This window comes from Sporosarcina contaminans, assembly GCF_042679045.1.
Classification (GTDB): Bacteria; Bacillota; Bacilli; order Bacillales_A; family Planococcaceae; genus Sporosarcina; species Sporosarcina contaminans.
The window spans coordinates 19,734-38,656 of record NZ_JBHTLT010000038.1 but is presented as its reverse complement, the minus strand read 5'-3'; the positions used below and the strand labels follow the sequence as shown (position 1 = coordinate 38,656).

11 protein-coding genes, 1 CRISPR repeat array and 1 riboswitch are annotated in these 18,923 nt (G+C 38.6%); of the genes, 8 read left to right on the top strand and 3 right to left on the bottom strand.

Annotation, left to right across the window (positions count from 1 at the left end):
* Positions 1–315 precede the first annotated feature (315 nt).
* Positions 316–618: a hypothetical protein gene (locus ACFQ38_RS08030; RefSeq protein ID WP_336824174.1), complete on the bottom strand. Its 303-nt coding sequence runs from the start codon at positions 616–618 to the stop codon at positions 316–318.
* Between the two features lie 135 nt (positions 619–753).
* Positions 754–852, top strand: a riboswitch (guanidine-I (ykkC/yxkD leader).
* A 65-nt stretch (positions 853–917) separates the two neighbouring features.
* Here ACFQ38_RS08030 and ACFQ38_RS08025 point away from each other — a divergent pair.
* From ACFQ38_RS08025 to ACFQ38_RS08000, 6 genes are all read left to right on the top strand, one after another.
* Positions 918–1,259, top strand: a complete 342-nt coding sequence (locus ACFQ38_RS08025) for a DMT family transporter (protein ID WP_336824173.1) — start codon at positions 918–920, stop codon at positions 1,257–1,259.
* A complete protein-coding gene (locus tag ACFQ38_RS08020) occupies positions 1,259–1,573 on the top strand; it encodes a DMT family transporter (protein WP_336824172.1) in 315 nt (104 codons plus the stop codon). The genes ACFQ38_RS08025 and ACFQ38_RS08020 overlap by 1 nt, the downstream gene beginning before the upstream one ends.
* 297 nt (positions 1,574–1,870) lie before the next feature.
* Positions 1,871–2,485: a class D sortase gene (locus ACFQ38_RS08015; RefSeq protein ID WP_336824171.1), complete on the top strand. Its 615-nt coding sequence runs from the start codon at positions 1,871–1,873 to the stop codon at positions 2,483–2,485.
* Positions 2,486–2,539: 54 nt separating this feature from the next.
* On the top strand, positions 2,540–7,756 hold the full coding sequence (locus ACFQ38_RS08010) for a SpaA isopeptide-forming pilin-related protein (protein ID WP_336824170.1): 5,217 nt from the start codon (positions 2,540–2,542) through the stop codon (positions 7,754–7,756).
* A 234-nt stretch (positions 7,757–7,990) separates the two neighbouring features.
* Positions 7,991–8,893 (top strand): sensor domain-containing diguanylate cyclase, encoded by a 903-nt coding sequence (locus tag ACFQ38_RS08005; RefSeq protein WP_336824169.1) that lies wholly within the window; start codon positions 7,991–7,993, stop codon positions 8,891–8,893.
* Between the two features lie 399 nt (positions 8,894–9,292).
* A CRISPR array of direct repeats spans positions 9,293–10,857; the repeat unit is 32 nt; unit sequence GTCGCACTCTATATGAGTGCGTGGATTGAAAT.
* Between the two features lie 347 nt (positions 10,858–11,204).
* The gene (locus ACFQ38_RS08000; protein ID WP_381480323.1) at positions 11,205–13,964 is read left to right on the top strand and encodes a M14 family metallopeptidase; all 2,760 of its coding nucleotides are present in this window, start codon (positions 11,205–11,207) and stop codon (positions 13,962–13,964) included.
* A 176-nt stretch (positions 13,965–14,140) separates the two neighbouring features.
* Here the strand turns inward: ACFQ38_RS08000 and ACFQ38_RS07995 are convergent, their stop codons facing one another.
* A complete protein-coding gene (locus ACFQ38_RS07995; protein WP_381480321.1) occupies positions 14,141–15,886 on the bottom strand; it encodes an ABC transporter substrate-binding protein in 1,746 nt (581 codons plus the stop codon).
* Positions 15,887–15,997: 111 nt separating this feature from the next.
* Here ACFQ38_RS07995 and ACFQ38_RS07990 point away from each other — a divergent pair, with 111 nt between their 5' ends.
* A complete protein-coding gene (locus ACFQ38_RS07990; protein WP_381480320.1) occupies positions 15,998–16,225 on the top strand; it encodes an MFS transporter in 228 nt (75 codons plus the stop codon).
* Positions 16,222–17,208 (top strand): MFS transporter, encoded by a 987-nt coding sequence (locus ACFQ38_RS07985; RefSeq protein ID WP_381480318.1) that lies wholly within the window; start codon positions 16,222–16,224, stop codon positions 17,206–17,208. The genes ACFQ38_RS07990 and ACFQ38_RS07985 overlap by 4 nt, the downstream gene beginning before the upstream one ends.
* A 233-nt stretch (positions 17,209–17,441) precedes the next feature.
* Here ACFQ38_RS07985 and ACFQ38_RS07980 read toward each other — a convergent pair whose 3' ends face one another.
* Positions 17,442–18,737, bottom strand: coding sequence for a tetratricopeptide repeat protein (locus ACFQ38_RS07980; protein WP_381480316.1), 1,296 nt, complete (start codon positions 18,735–18,737; stop codon positions 17,442–17,444).
* Positions 18,738–18,923 lie beyond the last annotated feature (186 nt).

The window sequence follows — 18,923 nt, the reverse complement described above, 5'->3', positions numbered from 1 at the left end:
AAACGAGGGAGCTGTTTACATCATGTGATCAGCTCCCGTTGCAGTTGTAAGGTATCAAAACGAATTGAAAATCTGCACTCCTTAATTTAATGCGATACGACAGACATTCGGAAAGCGGAACGCCTGCAAATAAACCTACTATTCATAATCCATCATGCCGCATGGGAAAATGCCAACAATACTTGCAATCTTGCCGTACAAAGTTGGCTAATTTCATCCATTGTATAATAGCGCAAAGATTGGATAATGACATGATTAGGCTCGTCCGGACTACACCATCTATCAAGCGTTCGATGGTTTTCTTTTCGTTAATGGTCATTCAAAATAAGAAATTTCAACGAAAATGACCGGCAATCCGATCTCATGTACTTTATATTTATTAAGCGCTTCTTGAAGCAAACGAACATAAGTGACAACTAATGTGCCGATTAGGACAGTATCATTTTGATCGCAAAGCTCTATATGATCGAATTCTTGGATATGGGTGTCTTCTTTATCTTCGTACACATAAATCGCCACAGGAGTATAGTGAAGGATGACTGGATATGTATCTTCTTCCTCATAATGAGTTTGTTGATGTACATTTTCATATGGATTTTTATTTTTATTGAAAAACATAATATGCCTTCCTTTCTCCGATTGTTTGAATATATGTACGAAAAATTAAGAGAAAAAGATTCAATTTAATGGGCTCTCGTTCTATTAATTGATTTGCGTGTAGGTTTTGTGTATAATCTCTGTTAATTGCATACGATGAATGTTTTCTAGGGTTCCGTAACATTGATGTTAGTCTGGTCCGAGAGAAAACTCACAGCTTTTGCTGTGCCACGGAAGGATAAAAGCCTGGGAGAAACTGTTTTATATACAGTTTACTCCCGGGCTTTTTTTATTTTGATAAAAATGAGGAGGTCGTTAAAATGAATGCAACATGGATTCAAGTAATTGTTGCCGCAGTATTTGAAGTGTTTTGGGTCATTGGCCTAAAGCATGCTGAAGGCTTTTGGGAGTGGAGTGGAACGGTTCTTGCGATCATCATTAGTTTCACCTTAATGATTATGGCAGGGAAAAAGCTGCCAGTAGGTACCGTCTATGCAGTGTTTGTCGGATTAGGCACCGTCGGGACTGTCTTTTCAGGTATTGCCTTTTTTAATGAGCCATTGCAAATGGCAAAAGTCATTTTGATCGTAATTTTATTGGCAGGCGTCATCGGATTGAAGCTGTCTCATCGGGAAAGCAATGAAAAGGGGGATGAATCGTAATGGCATGGGTTTCTCTCATGATAGCAGGGTTGTTCGAAATGTTTGGTGTGTTAATGATTAATAAGTTGCATAAAGATAAAAATTGGCAGTCCGTCGCGCTAATGATCATCGGGTTCGGAGCTAGCTTTCTATTTTTGTCTTACGCCATGAAACAATTACCGATGGGAACAGCATATGCAATTTGGACGGGTATTGGCGCGTCGGGAGGTGCGATTTTAGGCATCCTTTTTTATGATGAACCGAAGGATTGGAAGAGAATCTTTTTTATAGGCATGATATTGGGAGCAGCTGTTGGATTAAAGTTAATTTCTTAGAAACGATACTTGTGCACCACTCTATTCAGACAATAGAATTGCATACTCTATATAGAGAAGCTGATCAGGCCAATACTGATCAGCTTCTTGACGTATTAGGACTACTGGGTCAATGGAAGACCCTTACTAATAAAGATAGAGAAAGTTTTCAATCTAATGAGTCGTCTTTCTTTCAAGACAAGCCTTATTTTATTCATAAACAAAATATCTGTCGGATTGTTAAGAGATTTGTAAGAGGTTGTTAAGTGTTATGTAAGTGCATTTTACTATGATGGTGGATGTTCGGGGGGAGGGTAGATGAGAAAAATAATAGGAATTCTGTTGCTGTTGACAGGATTTTTGCTTCTTTTTTATCCGCAATTCGAAAGAAAGAAATTTGATGCGGATCAACAGGAGTTGATGAATGCCTTTGTACAATTAGGTGAGTGGGAAGAGCGGGAAATTGCAGAGTCAGAAAAACTGCAGGAAGAAGAGGATGTTATAGCCCCTCTCCAATTAGCGGATGGTGTAAAAGGTATTTTGGAAATCGATAAAATTGATTTGCAAATTGCTCTATTTGACCAGGCAACCGAAGAAAACCTCTTAAAAGGTGTTGGCATCATTGAACCAGAAAAGGAGATTGGTAAACAAAATATTGGCATAGCTGGACATCGCTCAACAACGAAGGGTAAGCAATTTAACCGTCTTGGCGAGTTAAAGGAGGGTGACCGTATCCAAATTAAGACATACGATGACACTTACACCTTTAATGTGACAAAAACTTATGTTGTACACCAATCCGAAATATCCGTCCTAAAAGACCAAACAGACCCCATGATTACACTTGTCACTTGTACCCCATTAGGCTCCCGCAATCCCCCAGACCGACTTATTGTGCAAGCGCAACTTATTGAGGGGGAAGAAGTAAAGTGACTTCCACCCTAATAGCTTCTAACCTTAATTTGAATTTTAGAAAGCGGGTATGGTATGAAAAAGATAACAGTTTTTGCGTTATTTCTGTTGCTCATCGGCCAAACGATATTAGGTCCACTTGCGACGGTTAGTGCAAGTGGAATAGGCAGTTCTCCAATAGTATTGAAGGAAAGTTTGGCAACGGATGAAAACGGCAGTTCATTTGGTGAAGAAAATCCATTGCAATTAGAATCTATCGTTATTCTTTCGTATGAATGGAACATTTCAGAAGAGGTTGAACAAGGCCAAACATATTCAATTCCTCTGCCAAATGGGTTAACCGGAATCGATACAATTGGTTTATTAGTTTCTGACAATAAAGCCATTGGTTCCTACAAGCTTGTTGGGAATAGAATTGTAGTTACAATCGATGAACAAATAGAAGTCTCGGTTTCAGGAACGCTTAAAGTCGAAGCAAAAGTGGCTGATGTAAATAGCTTCACTTTTGGGAATGTAACATACACCATAGCGGAAGAATCTTCAAACCAAGGTGAAGAAGAGACACCAACATCTGAACCGGCTCAAGAAAATGGAAATGAGATTGATCGTATAACAGACGAGTCAGAACAAGATGAGGAAATTGATAGCAAAATTCCTGAGGAAGATTTAGAAAGTAACTTTCCAGAAGATGGTTTGACCGATGAAGAGAAAGAAAATGAAGAAAACGGATTTTCGAAAGAAGTAGATCCGCTTGTTGATGATGGAATATCACAAGTGATCAAAGAAAACATTTTAACTGATTATGATGTAGAAGTTGATGATGATATGATCATTGGCATCACTTACGACTGGGCATTGCAAAATGGGCATGGCTATAAAGCAGGAGCGACCTATTCCTTTACTATCCCGCCTCAGTTAAAAGTATACAATACGGTTGATCGTGAGGAAATGCTGTTCAATGACAAAGTTATAGGCTACTTCTCCGTCTCCATAGATGGAACAGCAACGATTGAATTCACGGATGTCATTGAAAATTATTCAAACATAAGCGGCCATATCGAAGTATTAACTGAAATAAGAGAGGACGCAATCATTGTAGATGGCCGTATTACCATTACACCGATAGAAGGTAAGGAATCCTATACTATTCCAGTCAACTTCCAACCGGGGGGGCCAGCTATTGAGAAAAAAGGTATTCCAAATCGAACTTACAATGGGGATGTAATCACTTGGACCGTTGACTTCAACAAAACCATTGAGTCACTATCCAATGCAAAGTTAGAAGATGTCATACCTGAAGGTCAGCTTTTAAAAGAAGATTCCATGAAGCTCTACAAATTGAATGTGAAATGGAATGGGGATGTTGAGCTTGGAGAAGAAGTTGACTTCAATAAAGTTGGAGACTATGATTTCGCTTTGGAACTAGGTGATATCAACTCTGCCTACCGATTAGTGTATGAAACAGAAATTACTGATGCTGATAAAACAACATTTACCAACACTGCGATATTACAAGCGGATAATAAATCTGATGTGGACGCTACTGCTTCCGTTTCTATTCAACGCGGTAAACCATTAGAAAAGACAGCGAATCAATACAATAAGGCTGAGCAGTCAATTGAATGGGAAATTCGATATAACTACAATGAGAAGGCGATTAGTAAGGAGGATGCGATACTAAAAGATTTCTTTACAAACAGTCATGAGCTGATTGAGAATTCGGTGAAGGTTCATGAGATTACAATCAATTCTGAAACAGGCAAAGAATCCAGTTCAGAAGAATTTACTAATTTCATCCTTACAGAAGCGTCGAAAGAAGGAAAGAATGGATTCGTACTTTCGTTCAATCAAGATATCGAGAAAGCTTACAAGATCACGTACAAAACAAAAGCAAAAGAACGTGTTTACGAGAATACAGAAATCAAAAATGAAGTAGCGTCCGGCATTTATGAAACGGGTGAAGTCGGTCGGGAAATAGGCCCGCAAATTTTGTTTAAGAGCCACGGAACACCAAACTATAGGGATAAAGAAATCGAGTGGACGATTAGGGCGAACAGCGATCAGCATACAATGACGGATATCGTCATGGAAGATGTGTTTACAAACGCTGGACTGAGATTATTGCCAGATTCAATCCAAGTGACAGAAGGTCAAGTTCCGTTATCTTCAGGTACCCATTACATGATCACAGAAAACGCCGATGGGTTTACACTGACATTCAATAAAACGGTTGAATCGGAAGTTATCATTACTTACAAAACAAAGTTTGATTATGAGGCAAGAACGAATAAGGAGTTAAATTACTTAGAAAATAAAATAGGTATGACATGGAAAGATGCATCGGGCAATGAAAAAAATATAGAGGCCAAAGCGGCATTCACTCCGGATACTTATACACAGTCCAATGGTTTCAAAAATGGTTCTTATAATGCTGTTGATAAGGAAATCACTTGGAATGTAGGCATCAATTACAATTTACAAACGCTTGAGAATGCGTTTGTAGAGGATGTATTTGACGGCAACCAGAAACTAATAGAAGACTCCATTACGGTCTATAAAATGTCTTTAACTGGCGGGACAGATGGAGTTGAAATCGGAGAAGCGATTGAAGGGGAAGATTACAAAATTGACTACTTGGAAGAAAATAAATTCCGCGTAGTATTTATAAATAGAATTAGTGAACCGTATAAAATCGAATACAAGACATCGGTTGATGAAGTCTCTCTTGTAGCAAAACAATACAGTAATACCGCAACGCTAAATAGCAATGACATTGTGCATACTACCTTACATGCTACAGTTACGACACCGTTTGGCGGTAAATATATCGACAAATCAGGTAAGCAAAATGGTAAGGTCATTGATTGGCAGATCGACATTAATTTTGGAGAATCTAAAATTGAAAAAGCAAAAATCACTGATATTGTCGATGAACATCAATTGCTAATACCTGATTCTCTCAAATTGTATGAAGCAAGAGTAGTCTCCAACGGCAATGTGGAGCAAGGGGCACAATTAATTGAAGGGGAAGATTATACAGTAAGTTTTACAGATGAGTTAGACTCCTTTACCTTAAGTTTTACTGACACAATTAATAAGCCGTATATTTTACAATACCAAACGAGAATAATTGCAGCACCTGATACGGTTACTAAAAACAGTGCATTATTCCGTGGAGATGGAAGTCAAGAATTCCCTGCAACATCGGAAACTATTACGATTAAGAGAACAAGCGGGTCGGGAAGCGGCACTGGTGAGCTTGGCGGGTTGACTGTAATTAAAAAAGATGCAACGACTAACGAAGTCCTGAAAGGCGCTGCATTTGCACTTGTCGATCCTGAAAGTGGAGTAACCATTGCATCATCTATTACAGATGATAATGGCAAGATTGTTTTTGACAAGCTACTTTATGGAGTATATATATTAAAGGAAGTAGAAGCTCCTGAAGGATATATTGGAGTAGAGGATCGAGAAGTTACGATTGATACACCTTTTGAAAAAGAAAACGAAGAAAAGGCTGGAAATATAGAAACGGTATTGAATGAGAAGATCATCCATGCAGTGGAACTTACTAAGGTTGATGAAGAGAATAATGTTTTAAAAGATGCTGTATTCTCGTTGGAGAGAGAAACGGCAGATGGCTTTGAAACATTCACAACCAATTTGAGAACTGGCGAAGATGGATTAATCAAAGTAGACCAACTAAGTCCGGGAAAATACCGCTTTATTGAAACGAAAGCGCCAATCGGGTATCAGCTTGATACAACACCAATTGAATTTACAATTGGTGAAAAAGACACTAAAGTCAAGACCGTCCGCATGGTAAACTTGAAAACCGGTTCCGTCTTGCTCATCAAGCATGAAAAGGATAATCCAGATGTCCTTTTAAAAGAAGCAGAATTCAAGCTTCTTGACAGTGATGGAAAGGTGGTACAGTCGGATCTATCTACAGATTTGAATGGGGAACTTATCATCAACAACTTACAACCGGGAATGTATCAAATTGTTGAAACAAAAGCTCCATTTGGATACGAATTAGATCCGACACCGAGGGAATTCACACTGGAGGCCGGTAAATCAGATACCATCCGTATTTTAATTCCGAATGAGCTGAAGTTAGGCGGAGTCCAGTTAACAAAATATGATTTCTTAGACATGACTAAAGTGCTTGAAAACGTAAAATTTTCACTTCGCGATTCGAACGGAAATGAGTTAAGGCAACTTACTACAGACGAAAATGGGCAAATCAAAGTTGACGGTTTACGACCAGGTAAATACGAATTCATAGAAATCGAAGCCTTAGCGGGCTATGAATTAGACGAGACACCTATCGAATTTACGATTGAAACAGGTCAAACTGAAATATTGAATCTGTCTATGAAAAACAAGGCGTTAGGTCATGTTGTTGTTACAAAAGTGGACGATAAAACGAATCGAACGCTATCTGGGGCCGAGTTTACACTTATCAATGCAAATGGCGATCTCCTTCTCGAAAAACTCGTATCGGATAATGATGGGAAATTTGAAATTGATAGCCTATCTGCTGGCGATTATAAGCTTATTGAAACGAAAGCACCAATTGGCTATAAGAGACTGAGCAAGCCTTTTGAATTTACCGTTGAAGTTGGGCAAGAAGAAGGTTTAAATATTGTAATTAAAAATACCAAAAATCCAAGTGGCGGAGGAGGTGGTACTCCACCACCTGTAGACCCTCCTACGGATCCGAAAGAGCCAGGCGAACCGGGAGAACCAGGCAAACCAGGTGAACCAGGCGAACCAGGCGAACCAGGAAAACCGGGTGAACCGGGCAAACCGGGAGAACCAGGCGAACCGGGCAAACCAGGTGAACCAGGCAAACCAGGTGAACCAGGCGAACCAGGTAAACCGGGAGAACCAGGCGAACCAGGTGAACCAGGCAAACCAGGTGAACCAGGCAAACCAGGTGAACCAGGCGAACCAGGCAAACCAGGCGAACCGGGTAAACCAGGCGAACCAGGTGAACCAAGCAAACCAGGTGAACCAAGCGAACCAGGTGAATCAGGTGAGTCAGGCAGTACAGATAAGCCGGGAGCTTTAGGTGAATCTAACAATTCAAATAATCAAAGCAAACTGACAAAGCCTAACAAGCCAATAGGCAAGACGAATACTTCACCTTCATCTATCGTTAAGGAAGGAAAACTTCCGCAAACTGGAGAAGCATATCCAATTGGCACCATTACATCGGGAGTGGCTCTCATTCTATTAGGTGGTTGGATGTTATTGCGTAGAAGAAAAGTAGAACATAAAAGTTAAAAAACAGTATCTTATTCGTAAAAAGTCCCGATTTCAATTCAATAAGGCAGTTGGAATGTTACAATTCCAGCTGCCTTATTATTAATTTCTCGAATTAATGATACAATTAGTAATATACTTAACTATCCATCGGATAAAAATATCTCTAAAATTTCTCACTGATTGAAGAAGAATCGGCAACATCTCTTTGTGAGTATCCCCTATAGCAGCTAAACCACTAGTGAGGTGAGCATAATGTCAGATAGTTTGATAGATGAAAAAACCAATCTCGAAGCTCTTTTCAAAGTGTTAGATAAAACTTTTATGACTGTCCGCTTATCATGTGATGGAAAAATAATCGATGCAAATTTAAGTTTTTTAGATTTGTTTCAGTACAAATTAGATGAATTGTATAAAGAAAGCTACTGGCGATTGGTAAATAGTTCCTACGCTGACATACAAGAAATTTGGACGACCGTTATAGGTGGAGAACAATGGATAGGTGAAAGCTGTCTCATTACAAAAAACGGAGATATGAAATGGCTGGAATCAACGTTCATTCCCGTCTTACAGAAAGACGGAGAAATCTTACACATACTATCCCTTCATCTTGATAAAACTGACCAAAAATATGCGGAAAAATGGAAACGGCTTGCATGTCGCAACGAATTGACAAAGTTGCCGAACCGAAGAGCATTGATTTCCTCGATCGATACATTAATTTGTCAAACGGATCAAAATGATATGGAGTTTGCAGTTCTTTTTATGGATATTAATCAGTTTAAGTCGGTGAATGATAACTATGGTCATCATATTGGGGACTTGCTTTTAATCGAAGTGGGAAAACGAATGTTGCAGTTGCTGTTTTTAGACGGAAGGCTGTTTCATATAGGTGGGGATGAATTTATTATATTACTCGACCATAATAGTAATTTGGAAAATGCACTAAAATCCATTTTCGCTTTATTTGACGATGGCTTCAAATTGGATACACATTTTCTTCAAGTAAGTGTCAGCATAGGGATAAGTCAATATCCGAATCATAGTACGAATGCACAGCAATTGGTCAATTTAGCGGATCAAGCAATGTACGAAGCGAAGGCAACATCGAGGAACGAGTATCGTCTTTATGGGACAACTACTGTATTGGAAAATTGATAGATCCTTGCAGCGCATCTGCACAATCTGAGCGCAAGATAGATGCTTTCTTCACGCAGTTTATCAAGTGTTACACACCTTTCAATTTGCTGCTACCAAAACGCATCCTGTCTACAACCCATTTTTGAAGTTCTTATTTTCGGCTTTTGGTTGAATTAAAGGGCATTATTATTGAGATGGACAAGACTCCAACTAATTGATTTAACCCATAATTTACAACGTGCCCAATATGCGCGAACGTGAAGTGAACATGAAAATCCGGGGAGGTTCGCGCAAATTTCTCTTGAAATTATGAACTTTATATTCCTAATATGGGAAATAATGAATAAAAAATAGTCGCTTTTTGTATAAATACCTATTTTATGGTAAAAGAAAGAGGGAAAACCCTACTTTTTCGCTGTCGCACTCTATATGAGTGCGTGGATTGAAATCCAAGTTAGAATTTGAATGTTATCTGATGTGTATCGTCGCACTCTATATGAGTGCGTGGATTGAAATGATAGATTTGTAGATCGTTGGTGGAAAAATCATGGTCGCACTCTATATGAGTGCGTGGATTGAAATTTTTATTTGTCCACTATCATCTAAGTAACCCAATGGTCGCACTCTATATGAGTGCGTGGATTGAAATTGCGACAAACTTGCGCGCGGACGCATAATGACGCTGTCGCACTCTATATGAGTGCGTGGATTGAAATGATATTCCACGGCTCTGGCGTAACCAAGTCGTCGCGTCGCACTCTATATGAGTGCGTGGATTGAAATGTCACGTCCATTGTCTTAACTTGCAATTCCCGCCCGTCGCACTCTATATGAGTGCGTGGATTGAAATCAACACCTTGACCGGAACGGACACTCACTTTTGGTTGTCGCACTCTATATGAGTGCGTGGATTGAAATGTCTTATCGATGCCAATTTGCATAGCTTCCAGTTTCGTCGCACTCTATATGAGTGCGTGGATTGAAATTATGAGCGGTTAAATGTGACGTGAGGAGGCGATTGTCGCACTCTATATGAGTGCGTGGATTGAAATTACAAATGAGACGTACTTCTGATACTTGTCCGAGTCGCACTCTATATGAGTGCGTGGATTGAAATGGCTTGTCCTCCACATCCTCAACAGTGTGGATGTCGTCGCACTCTATATGAGTGCGTGGATTGAAATATCCCCGCCAGTCAGTTTTACGCGCGTCCGAACATCGTCGCACTCTATATGAGTGCGTGGATTGAAATCGCGCTCTCTTAATATATTGCGCAAACCTTGATGTCGCACTCTATATGAGTGCGTGGATTGAAATAGAATCTGAACATTGAGGGGGGATTGACGTTGAAGTCGCACTCTATATGAGTGCGTGGATTGAAATTTGTAATCCGTATACTTCCATCCGGATTGTTAATGGTCGCACTCTATATGAGTGCGTGGATTGAAATATTTCGTTTACATCCGCAGCTTTTATAATGGTCGTCGCACTCTATATGAGTGCGTGGATTGAAATGCCCGGTTTAGTCGGCGCGCCATACTTGTCCGTCAGGTCGCACTCTATATGAGTGCGTGGATTGAAATCACCGACTGCCTGCCGAGCTTATACGCTTCTGCCGTCGCACTCTATATGAGTGCGTGGATTGAAATGTCTTGCGTGCGCGGCCCGTAATATTCTGTTGCCGTCGCACTCTATATGAGTGCGTGGATTGAAATTTTTTCGGCTTCGGCTCTTCCGGCGCTTCGTACTCGTCGCACTCTATATGAGTGCGTGGATTGAAATTGCGTCACCGCGAGCAAGTCCGCTTGTGTGTCGGGTCGCACTCTATATGAGTGCGTGGATTGAAATTAAAGTTTTTGGCAAGGACTGGCGCAAGGTATACGGTCGCACTCTATATGAGTGCGTGGATTGAAATACCGGATTGGTCAGGACCAAAAAGTACTGATTATCGTCGCACTCTATATGAGTTCGTGGATTGAAATTGCTGCCGACCGATTATTGAATGCTAGAAAAGTTCACCTGTCATGGTAAAAGCTTTGAAAGACTGTCTAACCAGTCTTCCAAAGCTTTTTTCTGTGAAAACAAAGGCTATCAATGTGTCGTTTTATGAGTTTATGCATGTTCAAAGCAAATGTTCATGTATGAATTGGAAGTAGTAACTCATGAATGTTTTATCTTTAATACTTCTCCCAATTTTTGGCGATGCCATTTTTTATGAATTTTATTTCAGATATCGAATTAAATACCTATCTATTTAACTATCAATTTGTTATAGTCAGATTATTGAAGTTTGGCAGCTTCAATAATTAAAAGTGGAGGAGATGGATCGATGAAGCGTTTATTAGTAGGTTTTTTAGCATTGTTTATGGCGCTCGCCATGACAGTACCGTTTTCTGCTCAAGCGGAGCAGTCTATCGAAACCGTCAAAGCTGCAGAAGCGACCGAGTTGAATGTAAGCCGTTCAGTTTTATCGTTAACTGAAATTCGAGATGTAACCATTGAGGCTGATTTTGGTCGGAAAGTTGATTTGAAAAACTTGCAGATCAATTTTGGCGGTAAGGCTTTGGCTGAATGGAAACAGTGGGATTCTGAAGTTAAATCTTATTCCGGAGATCCATTTATCCTTGTTAAAAAAGAACCTCATTATGTGGATGGTACGACAAAAATTGTAGCTGAATTGGAGTTTGGTTTGCCATTTGGCACCGCAGATTTATCGCCGAGAACGGTCCGTGTAATCTATAAGGAATTGCTTGGCGATTATGAGCTTTCTATAGTAGATTCGGATAGTGATATGAAGGCATCCACTACAGTAAAGTTGAATGTGTATGATGAATTCCTCGAATGGGATGAGATCAAGCCTTCCATCGACAAGATTTTTGAAGAGGCTAATGTACAGAATGAACGCTATTTACATTATGAAAGTCCTGGAAAAAGTGTAGAAGGCAAGGATATGCATCTTGTTGTACTTGCAAAGGATGAAGATGCTGTAACTAACTACTTAGAGAATGTATTGCCAATAGCGCTGGAAAATCCCGCAGAATTATTAGCAAAACTAAAAGATGGAACGATGGGTGAGTTTCAAGTCCCTGTCTGGTTTAACAATATTCACCCAGACGAAGTGGAAGGGATTGATTTTCAAAGTGAATTGCTAAAACGGTTTGCATTGGATACAGAAGTCTCTTTTACCACTACTGATGAAAATGGAGTAGATGAAGAAATTGTATTGAATGTTGATGAAGTATTAGATCATCTAATTTTCATTTTTAATTTTTCTCATAACCCGGATGGCCGTGTCCATAATACACGGGCAAATGCGAATGGGTTTGATTTGAATCGGGATAATGCATATCAGACACAAGTTGAAACGATTCAACTGAATCCGGTTATCGCAAAATGGACGCCTCTTGCAATGATGGAAGGACATGGGTATGTGAAAGGCTTCCTTATCGAACCCGCGACACCTCCTCATAATCCGAACTTTGAATATGATTTATTAATGGAAGGAATGATTCCGCAAGCGCATGCAATGGGACAGGCAGGAATCGGAAATTCCAATTTGACTTCCTATTTCTTAGCTTCTGAAGGATACAATGATGGATGGGATGATATGGGACCTTCCTATACACCTATTTTTTCAATGTTGCACGGTACGCTTGGACATACAGTAGAAGTGCCATCACTTAGCCAAGATGCGTACGATGCGATGGTTGGAGCAGGATTAGGAATGACCAATTATGTATTTGAAAACAAAGATGAGCTATATACTCGGCAACTCGAAATTTTTAAGCGCGGCATTGACGGCGAAGATAATCGAGCAGTGGATCCATTATTGACGAATGCAGCAGGTGAATCGATTGGTCGTGTACGTGGAGAACATGAAAATTTCTTTCCAGATTATTATGTGATTCCGACTGATAAGAGGAATCAGAAAAACGTGTCTGAAGTGTATAACATGGTAGACTACTTACTACGCAACGGTGTTAAGGTTGAGCAAACGACTGAAGATGTCAAAATTGGACCGACAACGTATCCGAAAGGTGCATATGTTGTGCCGATGAAACAAGCAAAAAGAGGGTTGGCAAACGCAATGCTATATGTCGGAGATGATGTATCTGATTGGGATGCAATGTACGATCCGGTTGTGGCTAACTTCCCAGCACTTAGAGGGTTTGATATTGTAGATGTGCGCATGGGCGATAAAGATGTTCTTGAGGATTTAACAGTGGCAGTGTCTGAAGTCACTGTGCCTGCAAGCGAGTTGGATGAAAGCAAAGCGAGACAAGTATTGAAGAATGTAAACAATGACACAATTAAAATGGTAAATGAGCTTTTGAAGGAAGGAAAACATGTAGGAATCATTCAAGAAGAGAAATTTGGATTCCAAAAAGGTGATTTCATTGTACGAACAGAAGACGTCACATCCTATGTAGATAAGTATTTATTCGAAGCAGTTGCATTGCCATCTTATCGTTATATTGAAACAAAATGGATTGCTCAACCGAAAGTAGCAAGTAATGGTTCAGATCAATTAATTTTCTCGTTGAATGAATTAGGTTTTGATTTGACCGATGAAGAGCAAGCAAGTGTTGTTGTTTCAGATTCCAATTTACCTAAGAATTTAGCTGGCAAGACATTTGTCGGGATTGGCAATAGTGTTTTGAAAGCTGTCCATGAAGCAAATTTACTTGAAGGATTTGACTATAAAACGACAAAAGGAGGACACGAGGGACTCATTAAAACAATAGTGAATGCCGAGCATCCGTTAATGGCTGGCTACCGACAAGAGGAGGTTTTCTATACAACTAGAGGATCATGGATTACGTCAGTTCCTGACAAAGCAGAAGTTTTGGCAACAGTAAAAGACGCTTCTGATTTTTTCATTGCCGGCTGGTGGCCTGGTCACGATGGTGCAAAAGGTCAAACTCTAGCCTTTACGCAACAATTGGACGATGCAACAATCACATTGTTTGCAAATGACTTAGCATTCCGTGCACATACAAAATATTATTATCGCATGCTTGCCAATAGCATCTATTCATCTGCTGATGAAGTAGAATCCCCTGAGAGGGAAGCCGATCAGTATGAATGATTGAGCAACCAATTGCATAATGGAAAAAGTAGCGATCTATTCATAACCACTAAAATAGTTCGCTACTTTTTATAGATTTAAATAATGTTCACTCTATAATTATTCAGTGTAGAGTGTATGAAACGACGTGCGATACTCATTCAAATTCGTGTTGGATAAGTATTTTGACAAAGAATCTAATTTGAGAACGTATATTTTTTCCATACCTTTCTATAATCAATTCGACCATGATGATTTAATTTTATGTTGACGTAAGGGCTATCCGTAAGTTCATATACACTGTGAGAGCGATGAGTTAAAAAGAAAATGGCCCGTTCGGATTTTAAAAACTCTTCCATTTCATAATACGTTTGCCAACGAAAAGTTTCCTCTTGAGAACGTCTTATCTCTATCATTTTCCGAGTTATAAAATCCTTCATTTTCTCATCTAAACAAGGATAAATTGTCAAGTGAGGGGATTGCAATGCATTCACCGCTGATAGTAATAAATCACTACCGAGTGCAATTCCACCGACAAAAAGATCAAATGTTGACAAATTACTGTTGCTCATTATTTCTCGGGAATTAATTAAAGAAACTTGTGATGGGATTCCTATATTTTTTAGCTGTTCTGCAAGATCTTCAGCGGCCTTTGCATGATTAGCTCCAGTTCTTATTTGCTGGGCAGCAATTCGGAGAATTGGACCATCGTATTGTAAAGGTTTACTCCTACCAATTTGTTTTTTTTGAGTTGTTAAAGAAAGTTGTGATAACAAACTAATTGATACGAATTCATTTTCTGACCGTTCATTACAAATATTTTCAGGATTAAGCATTTCACAAATTTTGTTTCGAAATTCTTTATTTCTCATAGGCCCATCTTTGTTGCAATTGAAAGTGATATAGGTTGCCCCTTCTTCAATAACTTTAACTTGCCTCCACTTCTCATTGGGTTGATTCAATAAAAAAGGGTGATCTGTTTTATGCTCCCATTCCTCAGGGGCTTTTATTATATCAATTCGATCCAACCAAGGTCTTGTAGCAAAGTAGTACCGATTTACTTCAAGCCGCACCATATTTTCATTATGCTGTGTTAAACGATAAGGACCACTTCCGACTGGAAAATTTGAAAACTTCTCTCCATCTGCTAATAGCAGTTCAAATGGTATAATGGATGCCTTCATAGAGGATAGGCTCCGAGGAAATAAATAATCCACTTCTTCCAATTCAAATATGATGACCCGATCATTGAGAGTAGTAATTTTTTTAATATTAATTAAAAAAGTTTTTTTCTTAATAAGGCGATCGAATGTTTTCTGGACATCTCTGCTTGTTAACTCTCGCCCGTGATGGAATAGAATACCTTTATTGAGATAGAATGTCCAATGTTTCCCATCATTTGATTCCCAATGGTGTGCAATACTTGGCAGCAGCTGCTCTGTTTTCGTGTCATACTCAACCAGCCTATCGAAAACTTGTTGTACCATATGAGCATCATGACGGGAAGTAATATACAGTGGATCCATTGTTAAGTCAGTCTCATAGAAGGGATAACGAAGAATATCTAATGATTGGTTATCCTCATTTTTATGTAATAATCCTAAGCTTGAAGAGAACCATTTTCGAAACTTTTCCTTGCCAGGAAGGCTCATTCTATGCATTAATACAAATGCATCTTGATACTGCTCAGCTTTAATTCTCTTCTTTGTTTCATTTAAAAGCACTTCATCTTCATTCAAGTGTAGTGTCAGCTTTGGCTTTTTACCTCTCCCTCTTTGCGTCTCCCAACTAATAACTTGATGATTATGTAGGTATTGAACAATAGTTTTCACATGTCTTTCAGAACAACACAGCAGATCAGATAATGCAGCAACTGATGTTTCTGTTGGTATCCCTTCAATAAAATGTTTTGTCAATATAAGCAGATGTTCTACATATTTCATGTACATTTCCCCCTTGGATAAAGGTGAACAATCTCATTGCATACGAACACTTTTTCTTCATCTTTTATTATTCTATACTTTCGGTATGAGTACAAGGGAGGGGGAAAAGAAATGAAAACAGCTATCGGTAAACCTTCATTATGGAATAACAAAAATTTTCTACTAATATGGAGTGGTACTTCGCTATCAAGTTTTGGTATGCAAATGTACAGTATTGCGATTCCGTTGCTCATTTATGATTTAAGTAGATCGGCATTATCAATGAGTATAATGCGTGCGATAGAGTTTTTTCCAAATATCATACTTGGACTGATTGCGGGGGTTTTAGTCGATCTATGAATCGAAAGAGAATGATGGTTTGGACATCTTTCATCCAAGCACTTTCTATGTTTGTTGTTATTCTATTGATGAATACAAACCAAATCGAAATATGGCATTTATATATGGTGGGTTTTGTTTTGTCTTCAGCAGGATACACATTTGGAAATGCAAATCATTCGGTAATCCCGCAAATCGTTTCAAAAGATCAACTTACTTCAGCAAATGCGAAGATGTCTTTAGTTGATACATTAATTAGGATGGTTGGACCTGGTATAGCAGGAATGCTCATTGCCGTATTTTCTTATGGATCTACATTCATCATTTATTTTTTCTGTTTAATCCTTTTATTGATTTGTATACAGTTTATTAAGGTGCCTTCTTTAAATAAGAATAAGGGCTCTGCCTCTATTTGGGCAGATTTAAAAGAAGGAATAGATGAGCTGTTTCGAAATAAAATATTATTGACGCCGACGATTACTATTCTCTTCATTAATTTTGCTTCGAGTCTTGTTATTGGGGTTCTTGTCTTCTTTGCAGCTGATGAGTTAGGTGCAACTTCTCAGCAGATCGGCTTTATGTTTACAATATCTGCAATAGGAGGCGTCATTGGAGCCGCTGTCATTGGGAAAATAAGAAAGAGGTTTGGTAGAGGAGTAATTTATACATATTCATTGTTGTTTGATGTAATGGCAATGTTGATGCTTATTTTTGCTCAGACATGGTGGACTATCGGGATATCACTTTCGATAAGGACATTTTCAACGACACTATCAAATATCGTCTATTTTACAATTAGACAAGAATTTACTCCGAACCATTTGTTAGGGCGAGTTGCGGGGACGTCATCAATGCTAATGAAATTAACATTACCACTTGGACTCTTCCTTTCGGGGCTATGGGCGGAATGGCTACCAATACGAATTTTGTTTCTCATTTCAATGTGTATATTTAGCCTTTTATTTATTCGACTGCTTTTTCACCCATTTCGAAATCTCGTTTAAGGTTCATTTGAAAACAATAGATCCAAAAGTGGGGTAGCGTTAAACTCACATCAAAAGAAATACCTCCCAAATAGGGAGGCATTCCTTCGGTGTGATTCAATTTATGTGATTAACTGAGATGGAGTAAGTGTTGTAGACCTTAGGGAACTGATCGTCATTTGCCGATGCAGTTGGACTTTGTATAGCCATCCCCAAGACAACAACCAGTAATAGAATTGATACAATCTTTTTCATTATAAATCCTCCCATTTCTCTACTTTTCTATAAATATAGCCGTATCTATTCGCTTCACGATAATAAATAGATGACAGCTTATATTTCCTGTTTTGGTAATACCATTCTGCCAATGCGATACAATATTTATGGATATATCGGAAGTCTTGTAATTTTTTAAAATGCTGTATAGCTGTTTCCGCTATTTCAACAGATAGACCTTGCTCGCTATGAAGTGATTTATAAATTGTAAAGTGATGATAATAAGATAAATGATTCTCATCCTTTACCTTTTTTAATAAATTAATACCTACGTCGGCCCAATATCTTACAAGTTTTTTCTTGTTGAGTTTGGAGTATTCCGTGATTAGACAAAAGATCGAAATCAGTTTGTCGCTATCTATAATTTTATGATCAATGCTTTTTTTATAATAATGGATAGCCTGATCGCTGTTTCCCATCGTGCTATTTAATGACCCGATATTGTGATAAATGATTCCTTTTTCACTATGTAAATTCAAGTCTTCGCATATTTGCATTGCTTTAGAATACGCCTCTAACGAATCTTGAAATTGTTCACTACGTTTATGAGTAATTCCTATAAGAATATAACAATCTAAAACCCTATTCATCATTAGATTTTCTCTGAAAAATTCAAGAGCATCTCTAATGTAATTTGTGGAAGCAAAAAGATGCCCGTCAGCAGCGTAAACTACTGCTATTATATAGTTAAACTCCGCTTTTTCCCACTCTTTCATTGCAATCGAATCAAGTTTATCTAAAATTGTCTCAAAATAGAATATAGCTTTTTTACGATTTCCTGTATTGTAATAAAATAATGCCTTATTTAATTCAAACAGGTAAAGCTGATACGCATCAAACTGGTCCACCGAATGCTGCAATGCCTCGATTTCATTTTTGAGAACCTCGATATCTTCTCTAAGGATTAGCCTAAATCTCAACCTGATCAATAAATACGTATAATGTAAGGAATCATTTTCGAATAACGGACTATTTTGCTCCAAGTATGATAGTTTGTCCTTCGTAAGTTCGTCATTTCGTGAGGTGATGACGGTTTTATACGTATCCATGAGTAGCTTTTTGAACTCTAATTCGGTTTGTTCGTCGTTTTTTTGCAATTTGCTTGGATCTATGGCTAATCGGTTCATGAGGAGCAATGCAATTTCATCACTTGGCTCGATTAGGTTGCGTTCAATTTTGGACAAGTAGGAAGGCGTGCAAATGCCCTTGGCCAAAACGATCTGTTTCATTTCTTGCCGTACACGTTCTGCACGTATCAAATGACCTATTTTCATTCGCCAATCCCTCTCTCTATTAGCATAGTACATCTTTAGTATAAATCATATTCAATCAAAGTGAGAAATTTTTATTTGAAAACAGTGAAAAACGGCTGTTTTCGAAAAAAATGTCTCAACATGAATCTATTCAATTGTATAGTGCGAACATGTTACGTTATTTACACTAGGGAAAGGAAATCTCAA